This window comes from Elioraea thermophila (ex Habib et al. 2022) (genome assembly GCF_003336755.1).
Classification (GTDB): Bacteria; Pseudomonadota; Alphaproteobacteria; order Acetobacterales; family Acetobacteraceae; genus Elioraea; species Elioraea thermophila.
In genome coordinates this window covers 194,034-217,294 of sequence record NZ_KZ851831.1, presented here as the reverse complement: position 1 = coordinate 217,294, position 23,261 = coordinate 194,034, and the positions used below count along the sequence as shown (strand labels likewise).

At 70.6% G+C, this 23,261-nt stretch carries 20 protein-coding genes; 7 read left to right on the top strand and 13 right to left on the bottom strand.

What is annotated here, in order from left to right; genetic code table 11:
• The first annotated feature begins 106 nt into the window (after positions 1-106).
• On the top strand, positions 107-1,084 hold the full coding sequence (locus DWB05_RS00980; protein WP_456298216.1) for an A/G-specific adenine glycosylase: 978 nt from the start codon (positions 107-109) through the stop codon (positions 1,082-1,084).
• On the opposite strand, the gene maoP is transcribed toward DWB05_RS00980, so the two are convergent.
• Complete coding sequence (maoP, locus tag DWB05_RS00975) at positions 1,035-1,313, bottom strand: DUF413 domain-containing protein (protein WP_114374080.1); 279 nt, start codon at positions 1,311-1,313, stop codon at positions 1,035-1,037. The two genes, DWB05_RS00980 and maoP, sit on opposite strands and share 50 nt — an antisense overlap.
• A gap of 255 nt (positions 1,314-1,568) precedes the next feature.
• On the opposite strand from maoP, the gene DWB05_RS00970 reads away from it, so the two are divergent.
• Both DWB05_RS00970 and typA read left to right on the top strand, forming a co-directional pair.
• A complete protein-coding gene (locus tag DWB05_RS00970) occupies positions 1,569-2,558 on the top strand; it encodes an adenosine kinase (RefSeq protein WP_114374078.1) in 990 nt (329 codons plus the stop codon).
• Positions 2,559-2,635: 77 nt separating this feature from the next.
• On the top strand, positions 2,636-4,471 hold the full coding sequence (gene typA, locus DWB05_RS00965) for a translational GTPase TypA (protein WP_114374075.1): 1,836 nt from the start codon (positions 2,636-2,638) through the stop codon (positions 4,469-4,471).
• Between the two features lie 25 nt (positions 4,472-4,496).
• Here typA and DWB05_RS00960 read toward each other — a convergent pair whose 3' ends face one another.
• The 7 genes from DWB05_RS00960 to DWB05_RS00930 all read right to left on the bottom strand — a co-directional run bounded on the left by DWB05_RS00960 (position 4,497) and on the right by DWB05_RS00930 (position 10,866).
• A complete protein-coding gene (locus DWB05_RS00960) occupies positions 4,497-5,294 on the bottom strand; it encodes a hypothetical protein (RefSeq protein WP_157967020.1) in 798 nt (265 codons plus the stop codon).
• A 239-nt stretch (positions 5,295-5,533) separates the two neighbouring features.
• Positions 5,534-6,337 (bottom strand): TlyA family RNA methyltransferase, encoded by an 804-nt coding sequence (locus DWB05_RS00955; protein ID WP_114374070.1) that lies wholly within the window; start codon positions 6,335-6,337, stop codon positions 5,534-5,536.
• Positions 6,334-8,259, bottom strand: coding sequence for a 1-deoxy-D-xylulose-5-phosphate synthase (gene dxs, locus DWB05_RS00950; RefSeq protein WP_114374068.1), 1,926 nt, complete (start codon positions 8,257-8,259; stop codon positions 6,334-6,336). The genes DWB05_RS00955 and dxs overlap by 4 nt, the downstream gene beginning before the upstream one ends.
• Positions 8,260-8,264: 5 nt before the next feature.
• Positions 8,265-9,173, bottom strand: coding sequence for a polyprenyl synthetase family protein (locus tag DWB05_RS00945; protein WP_114374066.1), 909 nt, complete (start codon positions 9,171-9,173; stop codon positions 8,265-8,267).
• Positions 9,170-9,421 (bottom strand): exodeoxyribonuclease VII small subunit, encoded by a 252-nt coding sequence (locus DWB05_RS00940; RefSeq protein ID WP_114374064.1) that lies wholly within the window; start codon positions 9,419-9,421, stop codon positions 9,170-9,172. Before DWB05_RS00940 ends, DWB05_RS00945 begins: the two co-directional genes overlap by 4 nt.
• A 29-nt stretch (positions 9,422-9,450) precedes the next feature.
• Positions 9,451-10,191 carry an aspartate/glutamate racemase family protein gene (locus DWB05_RS00935; protein WP_114374062.1) on the bottom strand — a complete coding sequence of 247 codons (741 nt, stop codon included), beginning with the start codon at positions 10,189-10,191 and terminating at the stop codon, positions 9,451-9,453.
• Between the two features lie 6 nt (positions 10,192-10,197).
• The gene (locus tag DWB05_RS00930) at positions 10,198-10,866 is read right to left on the bottom strand and encodes a CYTH domain-containing protein (RefSeq protein ID WP_157967019.1); all 669 of its coding nucleotides are present in this window, start codon (positions 10,864-10,866) and stop codon (positions 10,198-10,200) included.
• Between the two features lie 189 nt (positions 10,867-11,055).
• Here DWB05_RS00930 and DWB05_RS00925 point away from each other — a divergent pair, with 189 nt between their 5' ends.
• Genes DWB05_RS00925 through nrfD form a run of 3 tightly spaced genes read left to right on the top strand, consistent with a single transcriptional unit; the run spans position 11,056 to position 15,160 of the window.
• A complete protein-coding gene (locus tag DWB05_RS00925; protein WP_114374058.1) occupies positions 11,056-13,620 on the top strand; it encodes a molybdopterin-containing oxidoreductase family protein in 2,565 nt (854 codons plus the stop codon).
• Positions 13,621-13,645: 25 nt separating this feature from the next.
• Positions 13,646-14,245, top strand: coding sequence for a 4Fe-4S dicluster domain-containing protein (locus DWB05_RS00920; protein WP_114374056.1), 600 nt, complete (start codon positions 13,646-13,648; stop codon positions 14,243-14,245).
• Positions 14,246-14,248: 3 nt separating this feature from the next.
• Complete coding sequence (nrfD, locus tag DWB05_RS00915; protein WP_114374054.1) at positions 14,249-15,160, top strand: NrfD/PsrC family molybdoenzyme membrane anchor subunit; 912 nt, start codon at positions 14,249-14,251, stop codon at positions 15,158-15,160.
• On the opposite strand, the gene DWB05_RS00910 is transcribed toward nrfD, so the two are convergent.
• On the bottom strand, positions 15,046-15,729 hold the full coding sequence (locus DWB05_RS00910) for an HD domain-containing protein (protein ID WP_114374052.1): 684 nt from the start codon (positions 15,727-15,729) through the stop codon (positions 15,046-15,048). The genes nrfD and DWB05_RS00910 overlap by 115 nt on opposite strands.
• A 104-nt stretch (positions 15,730-15,833) precedes the next feature.
• Between DWB05_RS00910 and DWB05_RS00905 the strand changes: the two genes are divergently transcribed.
• On the top strand, positions 15,834-17,819 hold the full coding sequence (locus DWB05_RS00905) for a pentapeptide repeat-containing protein (RefSeq protein ID WP_114374050.1): 1,986 nt from the start codon (positions 15,834-15,836) through the stop codon (positions 17,817-17,819).
• Here DWB05_RS00905 and rho read toward each other — a convergent pair.
• From rho to DWB05_RS00885, 4 genes are all read right to left on the bottom strand, one after another.
• Entirely contained in the window at positions 17,816-19,102 is a 1,287-nt protein-coding gene (gene rho, locus DWB05_RS00900) for a transcription termination factor Rho (protein ID WP_114374048.1), read from the bottom strand. The two genes, DWB05_RS00905 and rho, sit on opposite strands and share 4 nt — an antisense overlap.
• Positions 19,103-19,420: 318 nt before the next feature.
• Entirely contained in the window at positions 19,421-19,867 is a 447-nt protein-coding gene (gene hemJ / locus DWB05_RS00895) for a protoporphyrinogen oxidase HemJ (protein WP_114374046.1), read from the bottom strand.
• 61 nt (positions 19,868-19,928) lie between these two features.
• Complete coding sequence (locus tag DWB05_RS00890) at positions 19,929-21,350, bottom strand: homospermidine synthase (RefSeq protein ID WP_114374044.1); 1,422 nt, start codon at positions 21,348-21,350, stop codon at positions 19,929-19,931.
• 214 nt (positions 21,351-21,564) lie between these two features.
• On the bottom strand, positions 21,565-23,178 hold the full coding sequence (locus tag DWB05_RS00885; RefSeq protein WP_114374041.1) for a DEAD/DEAH box helicase: 1,614 nt from the start codon (positions 23,176-23,178) through the stop codon (positions 21,565-21,567).
• Between the last annotated feature and the right edge of the window lie 83 nt (positions 23,179-23,261).

Sequence of the window (23,261 nt, the reverse complement as noted above, 5' to 3'; positions counted from 1 at the left end):
GGAGCCTAGCACACCGCCCGCCGAGTCCCTGCTTGCCTGGTATGACCGGCATCGGCGCGACCTGCCCTGGCGGGCCCCGCCCGGCGCGCGGCCTGATCCGTACCGCGTGTGGCTCTCCGAGATCATGTTGCAGCAAACGACGGTGGCGGCGGTGGCCCCTCGTTTCGCGGCCTTCCTCGCCCGCTTCCCGACCGTGGAGGCACTTGCCGCCGCTCCTTGGGAGGAGGTGGCGCGGGCCTGGGCCGGCTTGGGCTACTACGCGCGGGCGCGCAACCTGCACGCGGCGGCCAAGGTGGTGGCGGAGCAGGGGCGATTCCCCGAGGACGCGGCCGGGCTGCGCGCCTTGCCGGGCGTTGGCGACTACACGGCGTCGGCGATCGCCGCCATCGCCTTCGGCCGCCCCGAGGTGCCGGTGGACGGCAATGTCGAGAGGGTGGTGGCGCGCCTGTTCGCGGTGGAGGAGCCGCTGCCCGGGGCGAAGCCGAGGCTGCGGGCTCTGGCGCGGCGGCTCGGCGAAGAGGAGGCGGCGAAGGCGCGGCCGGGGGATTTCGCCCAAGCACTGTTCGACCTGGGGGCGACGGTGTGCACGCCGCGCCGCCCCGCCTGCACCCTCTGCCCGTGCCGGGTGAGTTGCGCGGGCCATCGCGCGGGGGTGGCGGAAAGCCTGCCGCGCAAGGCGGAGAAGGGGCTCAGGCCGCAGCGCTTCGGCGTGGTGTTCTGGCTGGAGGATGCGGCGGGGCGCGTGCTTCTGCGCCGCCGCCCGCCGGCGGGGCTGCTTGGGGGGATGCTGGAGCTGCCCGGCACGCCGTGGCGCGAGGTGCGGTGGGGCGAGGCGGAGGCGCATGAGTACGCGCCCGCGCCGGTGCGCTGGTCCAATGCGGGTGCCGTGCGCCATGTGTTCACCCATTTCGCGCTCGACCTCGCGGTTCGGGTGGGGCGGGTGGAGCGGATCGGCGAGGCGCTCGCTGTGCCCCGCGACGAGGTATTGGGTGCCGGCCTGCCGGGGGTGATGGCGAAGGCGGCGAAGGCGGCGCTCAGCGCCGCCGCGGTGGCGGAGGAGGCGTGGGTGCGCGCTTCAGCCTGAGGCGGGCCTCGCGCCGTACCTCGGCATCGAGCGCTTTCGCCGTGCGTTCGGCTCGCGCGCGCCAGAGCAGGAAGGCGCGTTCGTGCTCAGTCATCGGTGCGGCTTCGCCGCGCGCCACACGCACGAAACGTTCCTGCGCCGGCGTGGTGGGGGCGCGCCGGCCCTCGGCCAGCGCGCGGTAGAAGGCGAGGTGGCGTCGGATGAGTTCGGCGAACCGCGCCTCGTCCATGGTGAGAAAAAACTAACACGGGGAAAGGGCCGGTGGGCCCTTTCCCCGCACCCCTATCCCGGGATGGGGGGGTCGGGGGGGAAGGGCCTATCGGCCCTTCCCCCCAGTTGTTTCCCGCCATACGTGCACGAAGGCCGCCGCAGCCGCGGATCGCCGAGCTGGCCGAAGGCTTTCAGCCACGCCGCGAGCATGGCGCTTGCGCAGGCTTCACGCTAAACGCGCCCCCGTTCCTCCCCTGCACCCGCCGGACCTCCCATGACCGCGACCTTCGAGCTGCTCGGCATCGGCAACGCCATCGTCGACGTGATCGCCCGCTGCGAGGAGACCTTCCTCGCCGAACATCGCCTCGCCAAGGGGTCGATGACGCTGATCGGCTCGGAAGCAGCCGAACGGCTCTACGCTGCCATGGGGCCGGCGGTGGAGATGTCGGGCGGGTCGGCGGCCAACACGCTTGCCGCCTTCGCCTCGCTCGGGGGCAGAGGCGCCTTCATCGGCAAGGTGGCGGACGACCAGTTGGGTGCGGTGTTCCGCCACGACATCCGCGCCGCCGGCGTCGCCTTCGACACCCCGCCCGCGAATGGCGGGGCGCCGACCGCGCGCTGCCTCATCCTCGTCACTCCCGATGCGCAGCGCACGATGAACACGTATCTCGGCGCCTGCGTGACGCTGACCGAGGACGATGTGGACGAGGCCCGGGTTGCGGAGTCGGCCGTGACGTATCTCGAGGGCTATCTGTTCGACCCGCCCGCCGCCCAGGCCGCCTTCCGCAAGGCGGCGCGGGTCGCGCACGAGGCCGGGCGCCAGGTGGCGCTCACCCTCTCCGACCCGTTCTGCGTCGATCGCCACCGCGCGGCGTTCCGGCAGCTGATCCGCGACGCGGTGGACATCCTGTTCGCCAACGAGCGCGAGATCCTCTCCCTCTACGAGGTCGACAGCTTCGACGAGGCGGTGGCGGCGGTGCGCGGCGAGACGACCATCGCCTGCCTGACCCGCAGCGAGAAGGGCAGCGTGATCGTCACGGCGGGCGAGGTGATCGAGGTCGCGGCGGAGCCGACGGAGGTGGTGGACACCACGGGCGCCGGCGACGCCTATGCCGCCGGCTTCCTGTGGGGCTACGTGCGCGGGCGGGCGCTCGCCGAATGCGGGCGGATTGGCGCCATCGCCGCCGCCGAGGCGATCAGCCACGTCGGGGCGCGGCCGATGGTGCGGCTTTCCGACCTCGTCGCCGAGCGCCTGCCCGCCTGACGCGCGATCGTCATTCGCCGCCACGGCCGCGAACCCCTATCTGACGGGCCGAGGCCTCTCACTCTTTGGTGTTTCCCATGTCCGCCCGAACCTTGCGCAACGTCGCCATCATCGCCCATGTCGACCACGGCAAGACCACGCTGGTCGATCAGTTGCTGCGCCAGTCGGGCGCGTTGCGCGAGAACCAGCAGGTGGCGGAGCGCGCGCTCGATCGCAACGATCTCGAGCGCGAACGGGGCATCACCATCCTCGCCAAGTGCACCTCGGTCACCTGGAAGGGGGTCACCATCAACATCGTCGACACGCCGGGGCATGCGGATTTCGGCGGCGAGGTCGAGCGCATTCTGAACATGGTGGACGGCGCCATCCTGCTCGTCGATGCGGCGGAAGGCCCGCTGCCGCAGACCAAGTTCGTGGTGGCCAAGGCGCTCGCACGGGGCCTGCGCCCGATCGTGGTCGTCAACAAGGTGGATCGTTCCGACGCCCGCCCCGACGAGGTGCATGCGGAGGTCTTCGACCTGTTCGCCGCCCTCGGCGCCTCGGACGACCAGCTCGACTTCCCGATGCTCTACGCCTCGGGCCGCCAGGGCTGGGCGGATGCGACGCTCAATGGGCCGAGGCGCGATCTCTCCGCCCTGTTCGACCTGATCCTCAGCCACGTGCCGCCGCCGGCGCTCGACCCCGAGGCGCCCTTCGCCATGGTCGCCACCATCCTCGAGTACGACCAGTTCCTCGGGCGCGTGCTGACGGGGCGAATCGAGCAGGGGCGGGCGCGCACCAACATGGCGGTGAAGGTGCTGCGCGCTGACGGGTCGGTGGCGGAGACGGGGCGGCTGACCAGGCTGCTCGCTTTCCGCGGCCTCGAGCGCGTGCCCGTGGAGGAGGCGGAAGCGGGCGACATCGTCGCCATCGCCGGGCTTGCGAGCGCGACCGTGCCGGACACGATCTGCGCCCCCGAGGTCGTCACTCCGCTGCCCGCGATCCCGGTGGATCCGCCGACGCTGGCGATGACCTTTCGCATCAACGACGGGCCCCTGGGCGGGCGCGAGGGCAAGAAGGTGACCAGCCGGCAAATCCGCGAGCGTCTGTTCCGCGAGGCGGAGGGCAACATCGCGATCCGCGTGCGCGAGGCGGAGGAGACGGACGCCTTCGAGGTGGCGGGTCGCGGCGAACTGCAGTTGGGCGTGCTGATCGAGACCATGCGGCGGGAGGGCTACGAGCTCACCATCGGCCGCCCGCGCGTACTGCTTCGGCGCGACGAGGCGTCCGGCGAACGGCTCGAGCCGATGGAGGAGGTGCTGATCGACCTCGACGAGGCCTACGTCGGCGTGGTGGTGGAGAAGCTCTCCGCCCGCAAGGGCGAGATGATCGACATGCGGCCTTCGGGCGCAGGCAAGACGCGGCTCGTCTTCCGCATCCCCTCGCGGGGCCTGATCGGCTACCACGGCGAGTTCCTCACCGACACGCGCGGGTCGGGGATCATGAACCGCTCCTTCATCGGCTACGGGCCGTGGAAGGGGCCGATCGAGGGGCGACGCAACGGTGCCTTGATCAGCAACGCCGATGGCGAGGCGGTGCATTACGCGCTCTTTTATCTGCAGGAGCGCGGCACGCTGTTCGTCTCGCCGGGCGAGAAGGTGTATGCCGGCATGATCATCGGCGAGAACAGCCGCGCCGAAGACCTCGAGGTCAACCCGATCAAGGAGAAGAAGCTCACCAACATCCGCGCCGCCGGCAAGGACGACGCGATGCTGCTGACCCCGCCGCGCAAGATGAGCCTCGAGCAGGCGATCGCCTGGATCGACGACGACGAGCTCGTCGAGGTGACACCCTCCGCCATCAGGCTCCGCAAGCGGGTGCTCGATCCGCACGAGCGCAAGAGGGCGGAACGGCGGGCCGAGGAGGCGGTCTAGCCGCGGGCGAGGCGGCTGCGGCGCCTCATGCCCGCCGCCCGCGGGCGAGCGCAGCGAGACCGATCACCGCGGAGCCGAAAAGGACGAAGGCCGCCGGCTCCGCAACCATCGCCGGAGGGCGGGGCGGCAGGTAGATCACGTCGGGCTCATGCGGCAGGGCTCCCGGCGTCGGGTTGTTCCCCGGCAGGCCCTGCCCGGAATCCGGCAAGGCGCCGCCGGGGCCCGTCGCGTGATCCGGCACACCGGGCGGAGGGAGGGACGCGCCGGGACCGGACGAACCGGTCGCATCCGCCACTGCCGGGCCGCCGAGGGTTTGGACGACGGGGCGCGATGCGAGAGCGATGGGGAAGGAGAAGGCAGGCGGCGGCGGCGTGCGGGCCTGGTCGCGGCTGGAGCGCGGTCGCCAGCCGGCCGCGTCAGCTGATCCCTCGGCGACCACGGTCGGCCTGCCTTCGCCGCGCGCCGCACTCAGCACGTCGGCGAAAAACTGTGCGAGCGGCCCGGGGCCGAACAGGTCACGCAGCAGGGGATCGGACAGCACGGTCTCCAGCACCGCTGCGCCGAGGTCCTCGGAGCCGAGGGCTTGGTCAGGTCCGAAGCCCAGCTCGTCAGGCAGCAGGGCGGCGGGCCGGCCGGGGCCGAAGCGCTGCGGGTCCGGATCGAGCGCGATCGGCGGCGTCTCGAAGGCCCCGCGAAACGCCGCTCCCCACCCCGTCTCCCCGACGCCGAATGGGAAATCCTCGAACAGGGAGAAGGTTGCGGTACCGGAGGCGACCCGGGCCGAGGCCGGGCGATCGACCGCTGCCAGGGAGGCAACCTCCATGCGCGCACTCGCCGAGGCGCCGGCTGCCTCATGCCACGGCAGCGGTCCGAACGCTCCCCATTCGATCGCAGCGGCGCCCATCGCAACGAGCGCCAAGATCCTCCAGCGCACCCGCCCCCTCGCATCAACTTGCGGGCACGTTCGCAGAATTGCGACGAAGCGGTCAATTCGTTTCCTGCAGACGCATGACAGATCAGCGTCGGATCGCTCCGTTGCCGAGGACGGCCGGGCGGCGACGCTCAGTCGTGGCGCGCTGCGATCAGGAATTCGACGTTGCCCTCGCGGCCCGCGATGGGCGAGGGGATCACGCCCAGCACACGCCACCCTGGCAGTCCTGCCCACCAGCGCGCGATCCGCTCGCACACCTGCCGCCGCACCGCCTCGCTGCGCACCACCCCGCCCTTGCCCACCGCCTCAGGGCCGGCCTCGAACTGCGGCTTGATCAGCGCCACCGCCCAACTGCCCTGCGCACAGAGGGCGAGCGGCGCCGGCAGCACCGTCGCCAGCCCGATGAAGGAGACGTCGCAGACGAGAGCCCCGACCGGCTCGCCGATCTGCGCGAGTGTGAGGAAACGGGCGTTGGTGCGGTCATGCACGACGACGCGCGGGTCCTGACGCAGTTTCCAGGCGAGCTGCCCGTGTCCGACATCGACCGCGTGCACGCGGGCGGCACCGCGCGCGAGCAGCACGTCGGTGAAGCCGCCCGTGGAGGCGCCGATGTCGAGGCAGACCCGGCCCGCGGGCGAGAGCCCGAAGGCGTCGAGCGCGGCGGCGAGCTTCACCCCGCCGCGGCTGACCCAAGAGTGGTCCTGGCCGCGCAGCTCCAGCGGCAGGCCGGCGGGCACCGGCTGGCCCGGCTTGTCGAGGCGTCGGTCGCCGGAAAACACCTGCCCCGCCAGGATCAGCGCCTGGGCGCGGGCGCGGCTCTCGGCGAGCCCGCGCTCGACCAGCGCCTGGTCGAGCCTGAGCCGGCCGCCGCGGCCCGCTCCGCGTTCGGCCGTCCCTGCCCCCGCTCCCCTCCCCGCGCGCTCCCGCCGGCTCACGCGCGGGCGGGTTGCACGGCCGCTTCGCGCCCGAGGGCGGCGAGTGCCGTCGCCACGATGTGGCGCGCGTTCAGCCCCGCCTTCTCGTACTGCGCATAGGGCTTGTCGTGGTCGATGAAGAGATCGGGCAGCACCATCGGCCGCACCTTCAGCCCGTTCTCGAGCAGCCCCGCATGCGCGAGCTCGTGCAGGACGAAAGAGCCGAAGCCGCCGATCGCGCCCTCCTCGATGGTGATCAGCACCTCGTGCTCGCGAGCGAGGCGATGGATCAGCGCGCGATCGAGCGGCTTGGCGAAGCGCGCATCCGCCACCGTGGTGGACAGCCCGCGCGCGGCGAGTTCCTCGGCCGCCTTCAGGCACTCCTGCAGGCGGGCGCCGTAGGAGAGGATGGCGACCGCCGTGCCCTCGCGGATGATCCGCCCCTGGCCGATCGGCAGCACCTGGCCGCGCTCCGGCACGGGCACGCCCACCCCTTCGCCGCGCGGATAGCGAAAGGCGATCGGCCCCGCGTCGTAGGCGGCGGCGGTGGCCACCATGTGGGCGAGCTCGGCCTCGTCGGCCGCCGCCATCAGCACCATGTTCGGCACGCAGCCCAAGTAGGCGATGTCGAACGAGCCGGCATGGGTCGCGCCATCCGCGCCCACCAGCCCGGCGCGATCCATCGCGAAGCGCACCGGCAGGTTCTGCAGCGCGACGTCGTGCACCACCTGGTCGTAGGCGCGCTGCAGGAAGGTGGAGTAGATGGCGACGAAGGGTTTCAGCCCCTCGCAGGCCATGCCGGCGGCGAAGGTGACGGCGTGCTGTTCCGCGATGCCGACGTCGAAGGTGCGGTGCGGGAAACGTTTCTGAAAGAGATCGAGCCCGGTGCCGGCCGGCATCGCGGCGGTGATGGCGACGATCGCCGGATCGGCTTCCGCCTCGGCGATCAGCGCGTTGGCGAACACCTTGGTGTAGGACGGTGGCCCGGCGGCGGGTTTCGCCTGTTCGCCGGTGACGACGTTGAAGGTGGAGACACCGTGGTACTTGTCGGCCGCCTTCTCCGCCGGCGGGTAGCCCTTGCCCTTCTGGGTGACGACGTGCACGAGGATCGGGCCCACCGTGTCCTCCGCCTCGCGCACGTTGCGCAGCACGGGCAGGAGATGGTCGAGATTGTGCCCATCGATCGGGCCCACGTAGTAGAACCCCATCAGCTCGAACAGCGTGCCGCCGGTGAGGATCGACTTCGCGATCTCCTCGGCGCGCTTGGCGGTGCGCTCGAAGGGGCGCGGGAAGCGCTTCGCCATCCGTGCCGCTACCTCGCGCAGCCCGGTGTAGGAACGGCCCGACAGGATGCGCGAGAGATACGCGCTCATCGCGCCGACGGGAGGCGCGATCGACATGTCGTTGTCGTTGAGGATGACGATCAGGCGCGACTTCATCGCGCCCGCATTGTTCATCGCCTCGTAGGCCATGCCCGCGCTCATCGCGCCGTCGCCGATGACGCAGACCACGTGGCGACGATCGCCCTTCAGGTCGCGCGCCACCGCCATGCCGAGCCCGGCCGAGATCGAGGTGGAGGAATGCGCGGTGCCGAAGGCGTCGTACTCGCTTTCGCTGCGGCGCACGAAGCCGGACAGGCCCCCGCCCTGGCGCAGCGTGCGGATTCGGTCGCGCCGACCGGTGAGGATCTTGTGCGGGTAGGTCTGATGGCCGACGTCCCAGATCAGGCGGTCATGCGGGGTGTCGAACACGTAGTGCAGCGCGACGGTGAGCTCGACCACGCCGAGCGAGGCCCCGAGATGTCCCCCCGTGATCGAGACGGCCTCGATGGTCTCGCGCCGCAATTCGTCGGCGAGCTGTTTCAGTTGCGCGGTGGAGAAGTTGCGCAGATCGGCCGGGTAGCGCACCCGGTCCAGCATCGGCTTCGGGGAGCCAGGGGTCATCGTCGTCACATCCTGCGCGAGATCACGAACTCGACGAGTTCGCGCAACAGGTCGGCGCGCTCGTCGAAGCTGTCGAGATGGCCGATCGCTTGGTCGGCGAGAAAGCGCATGTGGGCGCGCGCGCGCTCGAGCCCCATCAGCGAAACGAGCGTCGCCTTGCCGGCGGCCTCGTCCTTGCCCGGCGTCTTGCCGATCTCCTCCCTCGTCCCCGTCGCATCGAGGATGTCGTCAGCGATCTGGAAGGCGAGGCCCAGGTCGCGCCCGTAGTGGGAGAGGGCAAGGAATTGCGGTCGCGGCGCCTTGGCCAGCACCGCCCCTGCCTCGCAGCACCAAGTGATCAGGCGTCCGGTCTTGAGGAGCTGGAGCCGCGTCACCTCATGCTCGTTGAGGGTCTGCTCCTGCGCCAAGAGGTCGAGCATCTGCCCGCCAGCCATGCCGCGCGCCCCGGCGGCCTGGGCGAGCGAATGCACGAGCAGGGCGCGCACCGCCGGGTCGGAGTGGGTGTCGTCGTCGGCCAGCACCTCGAAGGCGAGCGACTGCAGCGCGTCGCCGGCCAGGATGGCGGTCGCCTCGTCGAAGGCGCGATGCGTCGAGGGCTTGCCGCGGCGGAAGTCATCGTCATCCATCGCGGGAAGATCGTCGTGCACGAGGGAGTAGGCGTGCAGCATCTCGACCGCGGCGGCGGCGCGCAGCGCGGCACGGCGGGCGACGTTGAACAGGCGCGCCGTCTCCAAAACGAGGAAGGCACGAATGCGCTTGCCCCCGCCGAGCGTGGCGTAGCGCATCGCCTCATAGAGACGCGCCTGCGCATCCTCGCCCTTCGGCAACAGCCGCTCCAGCGTGGCCTCGACCTGGGCGGCGGCGTCGGCGAGGGCGGCGCCGAGCCTGCCGTGGATGACGGCGAGCCCGCTCATCGCGGCGCGAAGTCTTCGAGCCCGACCGCCTCTCCGGCGCGCTCGACGATGCGGCTGACTTTCGCCTCGGCCTCGGCGAGCTTCGCCGCGCAATGGCGGCGCAGCGCGTCACCCCGCTCGTAGGCGGCGATCGCGGCTTCCAGCGTGCCGCGCCCTTCCTCGAGCTGGCGTACGATCCGTTCCAGCTCCTCGAGGGCCGCTTCGAAACTGAGGCTCGCCACGTCGGCGACCGTCTGCTCGTTGGCCATTCCGTGCTCCGGCGTCCCGGCAGACGACCTTACCGGCCGGCGGGGGTTCTGGCCAGAAGCGCCGCGAGAGGGGGCGAAAGGCCGAGGCTCGGCCGGGGAACGGCTGGGGCGGCAGCAGTGGGGCGGGCGAGACCGAGCGCCACCAGCGCCTCGGCGAGCTTCACGCCCGCCGCGATGCCGTCGACAAGCGGGATGGGCGCGTCGTCGGCGAGACGACGGCCGAGGGCCGCGAAGGCAGCGCCGGCGAGGATCGCGCTCTCCGCCCCGCTCTCGGCCAGCCTTCGTGCCGCATCGCTCACCTTCGCGGCGACCCGTTCGGGCTCGGCGCTGACCTCCGCCGGCGTGGCGTCGATCAGCGCGATCCCGGCGAGCCGCGTGCCGAGGCCGTAGCCTTCGATCAGCTCGCGGTACATCGCGGCCGTGGAGAACGAGATCAGGCCGAACCGCCCGCCGAGGGCGCAGGCGAACAGGCAGGCGGCCCCGGTCATGCCGACCACAGGCACGCGGAGGAGCTCGCGCGCCGCCGCGAGCCCGGTGTCGAAGGAGACGGCAAGCAGCACGGCGTCGCAGGCTTCGGCACGCTCGGCCAGGAGGTCGAGCACGGCGTGCGCGGCGATGGCGTTCTCGGCCCGGTTGGCGATCACGGCGGGGCCGAAGCGGGCGGTGGCGGAAAGAATCTCCGTGCCTGGCGCGGCTACCTGCCGAGCGGCCGCCGCGCAGGCCTCGGTGATCGCGGCGGTGGTGTTGGCGTTGACGAGGAGGAGACGCACCGCCGCTCAATGGCCGTTGGCGGCGTTGCGTCGTGCCTCGAAGCGGGCGCGCTTGGAGGGGGCGGGGCGGCGGGGGATGCCGGCACGCGTGAACAGGTCGGCCAGCCACGCCTCCGCCGGCTCGGCCGGACCGTCATCCTCGAGCTCGAGCTCGACCTCGAGTTCGGTCGTTTCGTCGTCGAAGGCGGTGCGGTCGAGGGCGAGCACGGCGGGAAGTCCCGGCGGCAACCTGAGCGGGATCTCGGCCCGTTCGTTGCGGAACGACCCACGCGGCAACAGCGGCGCGCCGGCCGCGGCCTCCTCGATGGCGCGAGCGAGGGCGAGTGCGATGGCGGGCGGGCTCGCGCGGCGGAGCAGGGGCAACGGGTCGGCGGTGCCGGCCTCCAGGTGGCGGGCGAGATGCGCCGGCACCACGCGCTCGGCCTCCCGCCGCCGCGTTGGGCCGGGGAGGGGCTTCAGGCACGGGCCCTTGGCCGTCAGCGTCCAGCGCCCGCCCTCTTCGCGCAGGCGCAGCGAATGGCCGGCGCGTCCCACCGCGCCGTCGGCCGTGTCGAAGAAAAGATTGCGCTGGCGCAGGCGACGCTTCGGCGGCGGCAGCAGGGCTTCGAGGGCCGCCCGCTCGCGCTCCGAGGTGAGCAGGAGCTTGAATTCGCGTTCGATGCCGTCGGTCGCCATACCTTTCCCCTGAAACATCCACCCTTCGGAGCGGCGGCGTTACAGCACGGTGACGCTTGCCGACACAAGCCTGACGGGGGCGCGCCGCCTTCCGCCGGCCGTTTGACCGACCTCAATGCAAGATCTCGGCCCGCATGGTCGTGTCGCGAGGCTCCTGCCGCCTCGGCTCGCAGGGGCCGGGAGGTCGCCATGGCGAAGCTCGATCACGCCGCGCTCGGCCGTCGCGCTGCCCTCGGGGGCCTGACCGCCGCCGGGGCCGCCGCCGTCCTGCTCGCCGAAGGCTGGGCCGATGCGGCGCAGCTGTTCACCACCGGCATCCCCGATCGCGACACGCTGAACCGCGCCGGCTTCGACCTTCGCCACACCTCCTGCCTCTCCTGCAGCGCGCTCTGCGGCCTCACCGCCCTGGTGCGACTCAACCCCAGGCCAGGCGAGCGCCCCTTCGTCCTGTTCGGCAACCAGGACCCGAACCATCCCCAGCGCGGCATGTGCGGCCGCGGCGCCACCGCCGCGCAGACCTGGGACAGCCCCCTGCGTCTGCGCAAGCCGCTGAAGCGCATCGGTCCGCGAGGCTCGGGGCGGTTCGAGGAGATCTCGTGGGAGCAGGCCTTCGACGAGATCGCCGAGCGGATGCGCGCGCTGATCGCCGCCCACGGCATCCGCGCCCTCTGCTTCACCGGCCACATCGTGATCGACATGGACGAGGGGCAGTGGCTGCCCCTGGGTCTCGGCGCGCCGAACGTGATCGCGCACCACTCCACCTGCAACACGCCGGGCACGGTGGCGCGGCGTTGGGTGCTCGGCGCGCCCTATGCGGGGCCGCCGACGGTCGATCCCGATTTCGAACACGCCCGTTTCATTCTCTTTCCCGGCCGCACCCTGCACGCGCCGATCGGGCACCAGTTCCTGCTCGCCAAGGCGAAGGCGAAGGGGGCGAAGGTCGCCTTCCTCAACCCCGCCCACCCGGAGGCGGCCTTCGCCAACGGCGAGTGGATCCCCTGCCGGCCCGGCACCGACGCCGCCTTCCTGCTCGGGGTGGCGCACGTGCTCGTGCGCGATCGTCTTTACGACGAAACGTTCCTCCGCCGCCACACCAACCTCCCCTTCCTGCTCAAGCCGGACGGGAAGCCGCTGACGGAAGCCGATCTCGAAGAGGGCGGCGAGGCCACGACCTTCATGGTGTTCGACGCCAAGGGGGCCGCGCTCACCGACCACAAGGATCGCGCCGCCGAACCCGCCCTCGCCCACGAGAGCGAGGTCGAACTGAAGGACGGTACGCGCGTCCGCGTCGAGACGGCGTGGAACCGCCTCCTCCGCCACCTCGCCGACTACACGCCAGAACGCGCCGCCGCGATCAGCGACACCAGGCCCGAGGTGATCGAGCGCATCGCGCGCACGCTCGCCGAGTTGCGCGGCGTGGTCGACGACACCTGGTATTCGGCCCGCAACGGCAACGATGCCGACGCCGTGCTCGCCGTGCTGCTGGTGAATGGGCTGCTCGGCAACTTCGACCGTCCCGGCGGGCTCTGCTTCCGCACCGTCCCGGGGTTGCCGCCCGCCATCTCGCGGGCACCGGACGGCACGGTGCGCACCATCCTGGGCGGCGAACTGAAGCTTCCCCCGCCGGGGCGGCGTCTCGACCAGGAGATGTTCCCGGAGACCAACGCCACCTTCGAGGCGGTGGTGAAGAGCGTGGTCGACGGCGATGCGGCTTACGCCATCCGCGGCCTGTTCCTGATCGACGCCACCCTGTTCGCGCGCGACCCCAACACGCGCCGCATCCAGGAGATGCTGGCGAAGCTCGATCTCGTCGTCGTCACCGACATCCTGCACCAGGAGGTGTGCGACTGGGCGGATTACGTCCTACCCTCGGACTGGATCATCGAACGCTCGTCCCTGCACACGATGATCTGGTCGCTCGCCCCGGCCGTCGCCCGCGGCACGGCTGTCACCGACCCGCCGCCCGGGGCCGAGGTTCGGCCCCTCTCCTGGATCTCGTTCCAGATCCTGCGCCGGCTGTACCCTGACCGTGCCGCCGCACTCGGCTGGCAACCGGAGTTCGAGGATGTAAACACCTTCAAGCGCGCGTTCCTCGCTGCGATCGAGGAGCGGCAGATCGCCGCTCTCGCCCAGCGCTGGCGCCTCGACCCGGCGTGGCTGCGCGAGGAGCTCCTGCGCAAGGGCTACCACCGGTTCGGCCCCATCACCTACGGCACGGTGCCCTACGAGCGCGCACCACCCACGCCCTCCGGCAAGGTGGAGCTCTACGCCTTCCACCCCGTCCTGCGCGGGCTGCGCGAGACCGGCTTTCCGCGCCACGTCGAGCCCGATGCCTACACGCTTCCCTCGCGGGCCGACGAGTTCGTGCTGGTGAGCGGCAAGAGCCCCGCCGGCTCCTCCGCCGTCGCCGGGCTCGCCTTCTCCTCGCAGTTCCTCGCCGACAACGCGGTGTGGATGAACCCCGAGGATGCGCGGCGGCTCGGCATCCGCGACGGCGAGACGGTGGAGCTTTCGGGGCTGGATACGGGCTGGCAGGCGCGCACGCGAATCCGCGTCACCGCGCGGGTGCACCGCGGCGTTTTGTTCGCCTACTCCTATGTCGGCGGGCACCGCCAGAAACTGCTTTCCCGCCTCGAGGGGTTCGACCGGCTCGCGCGGGGCGTGAACTCGCATTGGTTCGCCACCGCACGGATCGACCGCACCACGGGGGCGGCCGCCAACAACGCTTCCGTGCGCGTGCGCAAGCTCGCCTGACGCAGGCGCGAGGAGGACCCGAACGATGCGCCTGAAACCCGGAGAACAGCCCACCCGGCGCCTCGCCCACCTCTGGAATGAGGCGGCCTGCATCGGCTGCGCGGCGTGCGTGATCTCCTGCACGGCGACCAACAACCCCGAGATGCTCTACCGCGCGGACGAGGGGCGCGGTGGCGTCGCCTCCAACATCCGTCGTTACGAGGGCGTCACGGCCCAGGGCCGCCCCACCTTGCTCCTCAATCAGTGCGCGCACTGCGACGAGGCGCCCTGCATGAAAACGTGCCCCTTCGGCGCGGTGTACCGCGACGAGAACGGCCTCGTGCGCCTCGATTCGCGCCGCTGTGCGGGGTGCAGGTACTGCGTCACCTCCTGCCCCTACAACGCGCGCTGGGTGCATCCCGACACCGGCTTGCCGATGAAATGCATGGGCCGCGGCTGCCTCGCCCTCGTCGCCGCAGGCCAGAAGCCCGCCTGCGTGCAGGCCTGCCCCGCGAATGCGCGCGACTTCGGCGACCTGAACGACCCGGAAAGTTCCGTCAGCCGCACCCTGCGCACCAAGCGCCACCGCACGCTGCTGCCGAACAGCGGTGCGAAGCCGAAATATTTCATCGTCGAGGAGGTGTGAGCGATGAGCGAGCTGCCTCCCCTCGTCTTCCAGGCCCCGGTCGCGGATTGGGGCTGGCAGATCGCCTGGTTCTTCTGGTTCGTCGCCATCGGCGGCGGGCTTGCCGTCGCCTACTGGCAGGTGCGGCGGGCGGCGGTGGCGTTCACGGTGTTCGTCGCCACCGCCCTCGGCCTTTTGCTGGTCTTCTTCCACCTCGGGCGGTGGTGGAACATGCCGTTGGTGCTGTGGGAGCTGATCCGCGCCGGCGAGTTCAATCTCGGCTCCTGGATGTTCCTCGGCGTGATCATCCTCACCGTGCATCTGCTGCTCGGCGCGCTCGCCGCCTACGCGCACGCCGAAGACGTCGGGATCTACCCGCCGTTCGGCGACCGCGTGCGCGAGATGACCGAAGGCGCCCTCTTCCGCGGCGTGTTCGCGGCGAACGGGGTGCTGTCCGTCGTCTACTCCGGTTTCCTGCTCACCCAGGCGCACGGCATTCCGCTCTGGGGCACGGCGCTGATCCCGATCCTGTGGCTGATCTCGAGCGCGGTCGCCGCGGTCGCGGTGCTCGAGCTCTTCTACGTGCTCGGTCTGGTCGATGAGCGCGTGTCGGTCGCCGGGATGAAGCTCGCGCTCGGGCTCGATGCGCTGAAGCTGATTGCGGTGCTCGCCTTCCTGCACGTGTCGCTGACGGCGATGAGTGCGGCGGCGCGGGCGGGGGCCGAGGAGCTGGTCTCCGGGTCGCTTGCCTGGCTCACCTGGGGCGGCGTGATCGGGCTTGGGCTCGCGGTGCCGATCCTGCTCGCCGCGCTGATGCTCCGCTATGGCAAGAGCAAGGGGCTGATCGCGGTCTCCGCCGTCTCATCGCTCGCCGGGGTGCTGTTCCTGCGCGCGAGCGTGCTGCTCGCCGGGGCGTGGGAGCCGCTGCTCGGCTGAGGGGTGGGGCGGCGGGGGGCGTCACGCCCCTGCCGCGAGGCGGGCGAGGCCTTCGCGATAGGCGGCGTCGCAGGCCACCTCGAGCGACGGGGCGTGGCCGCGGCAGTGGGCGGCGACGCGCGCGGCCAGCCGAAGTATTCGACTTGGCGTCCGTGGTCCCAGTCCGCGGGCGCGTCCTCGATCAGCGCGCGGAGCTGCGCGGTGAGGTCGGCCAGCGTGATCATGCGGGCACCCGCGGTGGTGTCGCGCGCCGAACGGGTGCGGATGTCCTTGCGCAAGGGAAGCGGGATGCGCGGGTTGTCCGTCACCTCCGCCACCATCGCCGCGACTTGCCAGCCGAAGGGATCGCCGAGCTCGCGCGCGCTGACGCGTCGGTTCGCGGTGAGCGCGTTCTCCGCCACCTCGTGCAGCCAGCCGGCGGCGAGCACGGTGTCGTCCGCGCCGGCCGCGCGCAGCAGCGCCACCACCTCCTCGAGATGCGTGACGAAGGCGCGCCCTGCCCGGCCCTGGCGGGCGAAGCCGGCGTGCAGGTCGCGGGCGAAGGCTTCGGCGCAGGCGACGAGATCCATGCGGCGAGGAGAGCGGGGCGGCGGGTGGCGGTCGCCGGGGCTGCGCGCGGCGGTTGATCGTTGCGACGTGCAGACGATAGCGTGTCGCGCGGGGGTGTGCGGCGATGGCGGGCATGGCCGTCTCGGCGAAGGAGCTGCTCGCGGCGGCGAACGAGACGGCGCGGCGCGAGGCCACGCAGTGGTTCTTCTTCGTCACCGTCATGCTGTACCTGACGGTGGCGGTGGGCTCCGTCACGCACCGCAAGCTGTTCTTCGACGAGCCGATTCCCCTGCCGGTGATCAGCGTGGCGGTGCCGCTGACGGGCTTTTTCGTCGTCGCCCCGGCGATCCTGGTCGTCCTGCACTTCTACGTGCTGGCCCAGGCGCGGGTGCTCAGGGAGAAGCTCGCCGCCGCGGTGGCGGCGCTGCGGGCGGAAGGCGGCGCGGCGGCGGGCGCGGCCGGGGAGCGGGACGGGACGAACCGCGCCTGGTTCCAGGTCGACCCCTACCCGGTGGCGCAGGCGGTGGCGGGGGCGATGTTGGGGCAGGGGGCCCTGCCCTTGCGGCTGATGGCGTGGCTGACGCTGATCGCGGCACCGGTGCTGCTGCTCCTGTTCTTCCAGGTGCGGTTCCTGCCCTACCAGGACCCGGCGACCACCTGGTGGCACCGGGTGCTGGTGCTGGTGGATCTCGCGCTGGTGTGGTGGCTGTGGCGGCCGGTGGAAGCAGAACGAAGTCTGTGTGGCCCGCGGCCCGGTAAACTTTGGGTCGCGGTGGCAGGCACGATCAGCGGTGGGGCGTTCGTTTTTACCTTTGGGCTGGCCACGGTTGTTGATGAATGGCTGGACCGCCTCCTTCGCTTTTGGCCTCTTGAAGGGGCTCGGGCGTCGTTGTTCGACGGCGAGGTCGACGAGAAGACGAACCGGCCGACCAGCCTCTTCTCCCGCGCGCTGATGCTGCCGAACGAGCGGCTGATCAGCGACGCGCAGGCGGAGCTGTTGCGCAGGATCGACGCGGGAGAGCTGAAGGTGGCGGAGGGGCAGCCGGACCCCGTTCCGCGGACGATGGTACTCCGCGGTCGATCGTTGCGAAGGGCGGTGCTTACCGCCACCGACCTCCGTCGGGCGGATCTAACGTGGGTTAACTTGAGTGACGCTCGATTGGATATGGCTTGGCTGCATGGTGCGTATTTGGACAACGCGATCCTAACGAGATCTAGCCTCCAGGGGGCTTTTTTGAACAGCACGCGAATGCAGTTCGCGAGTTTTGAAAAGTCCAAGCTTCAAGGGGCTTCATTTGAGCAGGCAGACGCACAATCGGTTAATTTGACTGGCGCTTATCTTCAAGGTGCGTCGCTCGCGAATGCCCACATGAATAGGGCACTCTTAGTTTCCGCTTCTCTGCAAGGAGCATATTTGTTTCAGGCCGATCTGTCGGAAGCAAATCTGAAACAAGCGAATCTTCAGGCTTCAGATCTAAGAAATGCCAAACTTGAAAGAGCGTCTCTAGCGAACGCCGATATCCAGGGTGGCATGCTTGTGAGAGCAAGCCTTGATGGAGCTAAGATTGAGGGTACAGGATTGGAAGCAGCCGACCTACGAGAGGCGAGCCTTCGCGGTGCACAAGGCTTAGCTCGAATGGCGCTTGTGGATAGTCGTGGCACCATTTTTGGCCAACCCCAGCGTCAGTATACATCGGGCCGACCGCTTTCCCCCCCTGGTTCTAGCGTGATAGGGCTGGGTAATAGTCACCGCGATTTGAGCTCGCCACGGAATTTGTCGTCTTCCGGTCCGGCAAAATTTTTGCACCAGCAAAAAGTTCAGGCGCAGCAATCCAATATTGAAGCACAAATCCGCGAGCGGATAGCCCCACCAGGAGAGGTAGCCAAAAAGCTTCAACAGCTTGCCTGCCAGAAAGACGACGCCCCGCACATCGCGCGAGGTGTCTTGCGCCAAATACGGGTGAAACCTGAAAAAGGTGGCCGTGACCTCGGCGACCACCGCGGCCCCCTCGCCCGCGCCCTGCTCGACGAAGCGGCCTGCCCCGGCGCGCGCGGCCTGACCGCGCGCGAACGCGACACCCTGCGCGCGATCGCCGAAGGCCTGCCCTAGGTGTTCATCGCGTCGAAGAAGTCCTGGTTGGTCTTCGAGTACTTCAGCTTGTCGAGCAGGAAATCCATCGCATCCTGCGGGCCCATCGGCATCAGGATCCGCCTCAGCACCCACATCTTGGCGAGCGTGCCGCGATCAACGAGCAGCTCCTCCTTGCGCGTGCCGGACTTGGTGATGTCGATCGCGGGGAAGGTGCGCTTGTCCGAGAGTTTCCGATCGAGAACGATCTCCGAGTTGCCCGTGCCCTTGAACTCCTCGAAGATCACCTCGTCCATCCGACTGCCGGTATCGATCAGGGCGGTGGCGATGATGGTGAGCGAGCCCCCTTCCTCGATGTTGCGCGCCGCCCCGAAGAAACGCTTCGGCCGCTGCAGCGCGTTCGCGTCCACGCCACCCGTCAGCACCTTGCCCGAGGAGGGCACCACCGTGTTGTAGGCGCGGGCGAGCCGGGTGATGGAGTCGAGCAGGATGACGACGTCCTTCTTGTGCTCGACGAGGCGCTTGGCTTTCTCGATCACCATCTCCGCCACCTGCACGTGGCGCTGGGCCGGTTCGTCGAAGGTGGAGGAGATCACCTCGCCGCGCACGGTGCGCGCCATGTCGGTCACCTCCTCGGGCCGTTCGTCGATCAGCAGCACGATCAGGTAGACCTCGGGGTGGTTGTGCGCGATCGAGTTGGCGATGTTCTGCAGCATCACCGTCTTGCCCGTGCGCGGGGGGGCGACGATGAGGCAGCGCTGGCCCTTGCCGATCGGGCAGATGAGGTCGAGCACGCGCGGCGTGTAGTCCTTCTGCACGCCCTTCTGCACGCCCTCCTTCGCCCCGCCCTTGTCCTCGATCTCCATCTTCAGCCGCTTGTCGGGATAAAGAGGGGTGAGGTTGTCGAAGTTGATGCGGTGGCGAACCGCTTCGGGTGGTTCGAAGTTGATGGCGTTGACCTTGGTCAGCGCGAAGTAGCGCTCGCCCTCCTTGGGCGCGCGGATCTGGCCCTCCACCGTGTCGCCGGTGCGCAGGCCGAAGCGGCGCACCTGGGCGGGCGAGACGTAGATGTCGTCCGGCCCGGGCAGGTAGTTCGCCTGCGGCGATCGGAGGAAGCCGAACCCGTCGGGCAGGATCTCGAGCACGCCGTCGCCGTAGATCGCCTGGTCCCTTTCGGCGAGCGTCTTGAGGATGGCGAACATCATGTCCTGCTTGCGCAGGGTGGAGGCGTTCTCGATCTCGAGGGATTCGGCGTAGGCGAGGAGGTCTGCGGGAGACTTGGCCTTCAGTTCGGCGAGGTGCATGGGAGGCCTTCGGTGGTTCGGACGGTGCGGGAAGGACCGCACCGCGGGGCGCCTGGCGCGGGAGGCATGACCCGCGCGACCGGTCGGGGAAGGTGCCGTCGGGGCGCCGCGGCCGATGGCTTCACCGCCCGGCAGGTGCGGCCGCATCGGTGTCAGCCCGGCCGTCGTGATCCCGTGTGCGGTGAGTGCCGGCGCGAAAAAACGCGCCCGAGAGCGAGAGAACGCTAGACAACCACCCCCGCTCCGTCAACGCCCAGGTGGGATGCGGGGCGTTTCCTGTCAAGCGCGGCCGCGGCTGCGGCCCTCGGCCCCGGGCGGTCAGAACGGCTTCACGATCACCATGATGACGATGACGATCATCGCCACCGTCGGCACCTCGTTCAGCACGCGGTAGTACTTCTGCGGCCGGCGATTGCGGTCGTGCAGGAAGTCGCGCCGGCGTGCGGCCAGCACCCCGTGCACCGCCGTCAGCGCGATGATCCCCGCCATCTTCAGGTGCCACCAGCCCGAGCTCCAATCGACCACGCCGGGGGTGAGCACGAGCAGGGTGCCGAAGGTCCAGGAGGCGATCATCGCCGGGGTGGTGATGATCTTGAGCAGCCGCCGCTCCATCACCTTGAAGCGTTCGGACTCCGTCGTGCCGGGGGTGGTCTCGCAGTGATAGACGTAGAGACGCGGCAGGTAGAGCAGCCCCGCCATCCAGGCGATCACCGAGATGACGTGCAGGGCCTTGGTCCAGGGGTAGAGGTCGGCGAGCAGGCTCATCGCGCGAATCCGGCTGCGGTGGCGGCGGGTGGGGGGCGGCGGCGCGCCCCCCGCCCCTTCCCTAGCGTACGAGGACGTTGCGGAACTGCCAGGGGTCCTCGGCGTCGATGTCCTCCGGAAAGAGGCCCGGGCGGCCCGAGAGCGGGGTCCAGTCGGTGTAGGCGCCGATGACGGGGCCGAGATAGGGGCGCTGGATCTCCAGCACGCGCCGCCAGCCGATCTCGTCGGCATCGACCACGCCGGCGCGCGGGTTCTCGATCGCCCACACCATGCCCCCCAGCACCGCCGAGGTGACCTGCAGCGCGGTCGCGTTCTGATACGGCGCGAGCCGGCGGGCTTCCGCGATGGAAAGCTGGCTGCCGTACCAGTAGGCGTTGCGCGCATGCCCGTAGAGCAGCACGCCCAACTCGTCGTGGCCCTCGACGATCTCCTCGTTCATCAGCCGAAGCTTCTTCTGCCGGCGGAAGGCGTTGCCGACGAACTCCTCGAGCGAGAGCACGGTGTCGTCCGAGGGGCGGTAGGCGTAGTGGCAGGTCGGGCGGTATGTGACGTTGCCCGTCTCGTCGCGCAGGGTGAGGTAGTCGGCGATCGAGATCGCCTCGTTGTGGGTGATCAGCCAGGCGAGCTGCGGCCCCGGCGTCGGCGCCCAGGAGCGCACCCGCGTCGCGCAGCCGGGCCGTTCGAGATAGATCGCGGCGTCGCAGCCGTAGGGGTGGCGGCGGGCCTCGGGCGGCATCCAACGCTCATGCGTGCCCCAACCGAGTTCGGCGGGCTGCATGCCTTCGCCGAGGAAGCCCTCGATCGACCAGGTGTTGACGAACTCGCCGAGGCGCTTGGGGATGTTCGCACGCTGGGTGTCGCGTTCGGCGATGTGGATGCCCTTGACACCGAGGTCGCGTGCAAGCCGCGCCCAGCCGGCCTGGCTGCGCGGTTCGTCGACGTCGTGGCCGAGATCCTCGGCCAGGTTGAGCAGCGCCTGCTTGACGAAGTGGCTGACCATGCCGGGGTTGGCGCCGTGGGCGATCAGCGCGGTCGGGTCGGCGATCCCTGGGCGGCGCAGCGCGCGCGCCGCTTCACGCAGCCCGTAATTGGAGCGCTCGGTGGGCGAGAGGGAGGGGTCGGTGTAGCCGCCGGGCCAGGGCTCGACGCAGGTGTCGATGTAGAGCGCGCCCACCTCGCGGCAGAGCTTGATCAGCTCGACCGAGGACACCTCGACCGAGAGGTTGACGCAGAACCCGCCGCCCGCGAGCAGCGGGGAGAGTTCGCGGCGGAGATTGTCCCGCGTCAGCGCCAGGCGGCGGAAGCGCACCCCCTCCCGTTCGGCGAGCTCGCGCGCTGAATCGTCGGGGTCGATCACCACCATCCTCTCGCGCGGGGCGTCGATGTGGCGGAGGATGAGCGGCAGCGTGCCTTTGCCGATCGAGCCGAAGCCGATCATCACGATGGGGCCGGCGAAGCGGGCATGGATGGGCCACTCGGGCATGGCGGGATCCTACGCGACACGAACGCGCGCCGACGGCCCGGCGCGGTGGTGACGGGGCTCGGACGGCCGTTCCGGGGAAGGCCCCGGCGCCCGAGACGGTTTCGCCCCGGCGGCGGGAGACCCACCGGGCCGGGGCGAGGGCGGGGGGGTGTAGCGGAGGAGCGGGCGGGGGAGGGGTCGAATCGGCGCAAGGCCGATCTGTCCCCGGCGGGGCTCAGGCGGCCTGGTCCTCGGCCTCTTCGGCGTCGCGCGGTGGGGCGGCCGGCATGCGGCGGGTGGGGCGGAGGATGAAATCGGGCACGAAGCCGCCGAAGCCGACCACCCGCTCCTCCTCCGCCGGCTCGGCTTGGCGCGGGGCGGGCCGAGCCGCGAGCCGTGCCCTGTCGGCCTGCGTCTCGGTGCCCTTGGCCGCCGTCTTCCGCTCGGGCTGCCCGCGTTTGCCCGTCGCCGCCCGCGGCGCGGCCGCCTCCGTCTTGGCGCTGCGGCCGCCGCGGCCGCGCCGGCGGCGCCCCTCGTCCTTCTCCTTCGGCCGTTCGAGATCGAGGCTCACGGGGTCCAGGCCCTCGATCTGGATGCGCGGGATCGGCTTGCCGATCAGCTTCTCGATCGCGGCGAGCCGATCGTCGTCCTCGACGGTGGCGAGGGTGAAGGCGCGCCCCGATTGCCCCGCCCGGCCGGTGCGCCCGATGCGGTGCACGTAGTCCTCGGGGTGGATCGGCACGTCGAAGTTGAAGACGTGACTGAGGCCGCCGATGTCGATGCCGCGCGCGGCGACGTCGGAGCAGACGAGCAGGCGGACCTGCCCCGCCTTGAACCGCTCGAGCGTCTCCATCCGTTTCGGCTGCGTCATGTCGCCGTGCAGCATGGCGGCATCGAAGCCGTGGCGGAGCAGCGAGCGGCAGAGGATGTCGACGTCGCGCTTGCGGTTGCAGAAGATCAGCGCGTTCTTCACGTCCTCGGCACGAAGGAGGCGGCGCAACGCTTCGCGCTTGTCGTGCTCGCGCACGAGCGCGAGGTGCTGTTCGACGGTGGCGGCCACGGTCGCCGGCGGGGCGACGGTGATCACCTTCGGATTGTGCAGGAAGGCGTCCGCCAGGCGCTTGATCTCCGGCGGCATGGTGGCGCTGAAGAACAGCGTCTGCCGCATGCGGGGCAACAGCGAGACGATGCGCTCGACGTCCGGGATGAAGCCCATGTCGAGCATGCGGTCCGCCTCGTCGATGACGAGGATGCGCACGTCGGTGAGCAGGAGCCCGCCGCGTTCGAACAGGTCGAGCAGCCGGCCCGGGGTGGCGATCAGCACATCGACGCCGCGGGCGAGCCGCGCGGTCTGCTCGCCCATGCTTTCGCCGCCGATGATCAGCGCGTAGTCGAAGCGAAGGTATTTCGCGTACTTGACGAAATTCTCGGCGACCTGGGCGGCGAGTTCGCGCGTGGGCTCGAGGATCAGCGAGCGCGGCATGCGCGCGCGCGACCGCCCAGACGAGAGGATGTCGAGCATCGGCAGGGTGAAGGACGCCGTCTTGCCGGTGCCGGTCTGGGCGCAGCCGAGCACGTCGCGCCCCATCAGGATGACGGGGATCGCCTGCTCCTGGATGGGGGTCGGGTGGAGGTAGCCGGCGTCGGCCACCGCGCGCAGCACGGGTTCGGAAAGCCCGAGATCCGCGAAGGTGGGGCGACGCGGCGCGGGAGCCTGCTCGGCGGTCGGCTGCCGGGGCTCGCCCTCCGCGTCGGCGGGCGGCGTCGCATTCGCTTCGGCTGCGCCCTGAGCGGTCGCCGCCGCGCCCGTGGGAGCGGTGGACGGGCCGGCGTCGCCCTCCGCCGCCATCGGGGTGGCGACGGGCTCGACGGCCGGGGCGAGGCCCGTCGCCGCCGCGGCGCCAACCGTCGCGGCCCCCTCCTCGGCTTGGG

What these genes read in the sequence shown, in the direction of transcription:
- maoP (WP_114374080.1), bottom strand. Translation starts at nt 1,313, where the DNA reads ATGGACGAGGCGCGGTTCGCCGAACTCATCCGACGCCACCTCGCCTTC.
- DWB05_RS00970 (WP_114374078.1), top strand. Translation starts at nt 1,569, where the DNA reads ATGACCGCGACCTTCGAGCTGCTCGGCATCGGCAACGCCATCGTCGAC.
- typA (WP_114374075.1), top strand. Translation starts at nt 2,636, where the DNA reads ATGTCCGCCCGAACCTTGCGCAACGTCGCCATCATCGCCCATGTCGAC.
- DWB05_RS00960 (WP_157967020.1), bottom strand. Translation starts at nt 5,294, where the DNA reads ATGGAGGTTGCCTCCCTGGCAGCGGTCGATCGCCCGGCCTCGGCCCGG.
- dxs (WP_114374068.1), bottom strand. Translation starts at nt 8,259, where the DNA reads ATGACCCCTGGCTCCCCGAAGCCGATGCTGGACCGGGTGCGCTACCCG.
- DWB05_RS00945 (WP_114374066.1), bottom strand. Translation starts at nt 9,173, where the DNA reads ATGAGCGGGCTCGCCGTCATCCACGGCAGGCTCGGCGCCGCCCTCGCC.
- DWB05_RS00940 (WP_114374064.1), bottom strand. Translation starts at nt 9,421, where the DNA reads ATGGCCAACGAGCAGACGGTCGCCGACGTGGCGAGCCTCAGTTTCGAA.
- DWB05_RS00930 (WP_157967019.1), bottom strand. Translation starts at nt 10,866, where the DNA reads ATGGCGACCGACGGCATCGAACGCGAATTCAAGCTCCTGCTCACCTCG.
- DWB05_RS00925 (WP_114374058.1), top strand. Translation starts at nt 11,056, where the DNA reads ATGGCGAAGCTCGATCACGCCGCGCTCGGCCGTCGCGCTGCCCTCGGG.
- DWB05_RS00920 (WP_114374056.1), top strand. Translation starts at nt 13,646, where the DNA reads ATGCGCCTGAAACCCGGAGAACAGCCCACCCGGCGCCTCGCCCACCTC.
- nrfD (WP_114374054.1), top strand. Translation starts at nt 14,249, where the DNA reads ATGAGCGAGCTGCCTCCCCTCGTCTTCCAGGCCCCGGTCGCGGATTGG.
- DWB05_RS00910 (WP_114374052.1), bottom strand. Translation starts at nt 15,729, where the DNA reads ATGGATCTCGTCGCCTGCGCCGAAGCCTTCGCCCGCGACCTGCACGCC.
- DWB05_RS00905 (WP_114374050.1), top strand. Translation starts at nt 15,834, where the DNA reads ATGGCGGGCATGGCCGTCTCGGCGAAGGAGCTGCTCGCGGCGGCGAAC.
- rho (WP_114374048.1), bottom strand. Translation starts at nt 19,102, where the DNA reads ATGCACCTCGCCGAACTGAAGGCCAAGTCTCCCGCAGACCTCCTCGCC.
- hemJ (WP_114374046.1), bottom strand. Translation starts at nt 19,867, where the DNA reads ATGAGCCTGCTCGCCGACCTCTACCCCTGGACCAAGGCCCTGCACGTC.
- DWB05_RS00890 (WP_114374044.1), bottom strand. Translation starts at nt 21,350, where the DNA reads ATGCCCGAGTGGCCCATCCATGCCCGCTTCGCCGGCCCCATCGTGATG.
- DWB05_RS00885 (WP_114374041.1), bottom strand. Translation starts at nt 23,178, where the DNA reads ATGGCGGCGGAGGGCGACGCCGGCCCGTCCACCGCTCCCACGGGCGCG.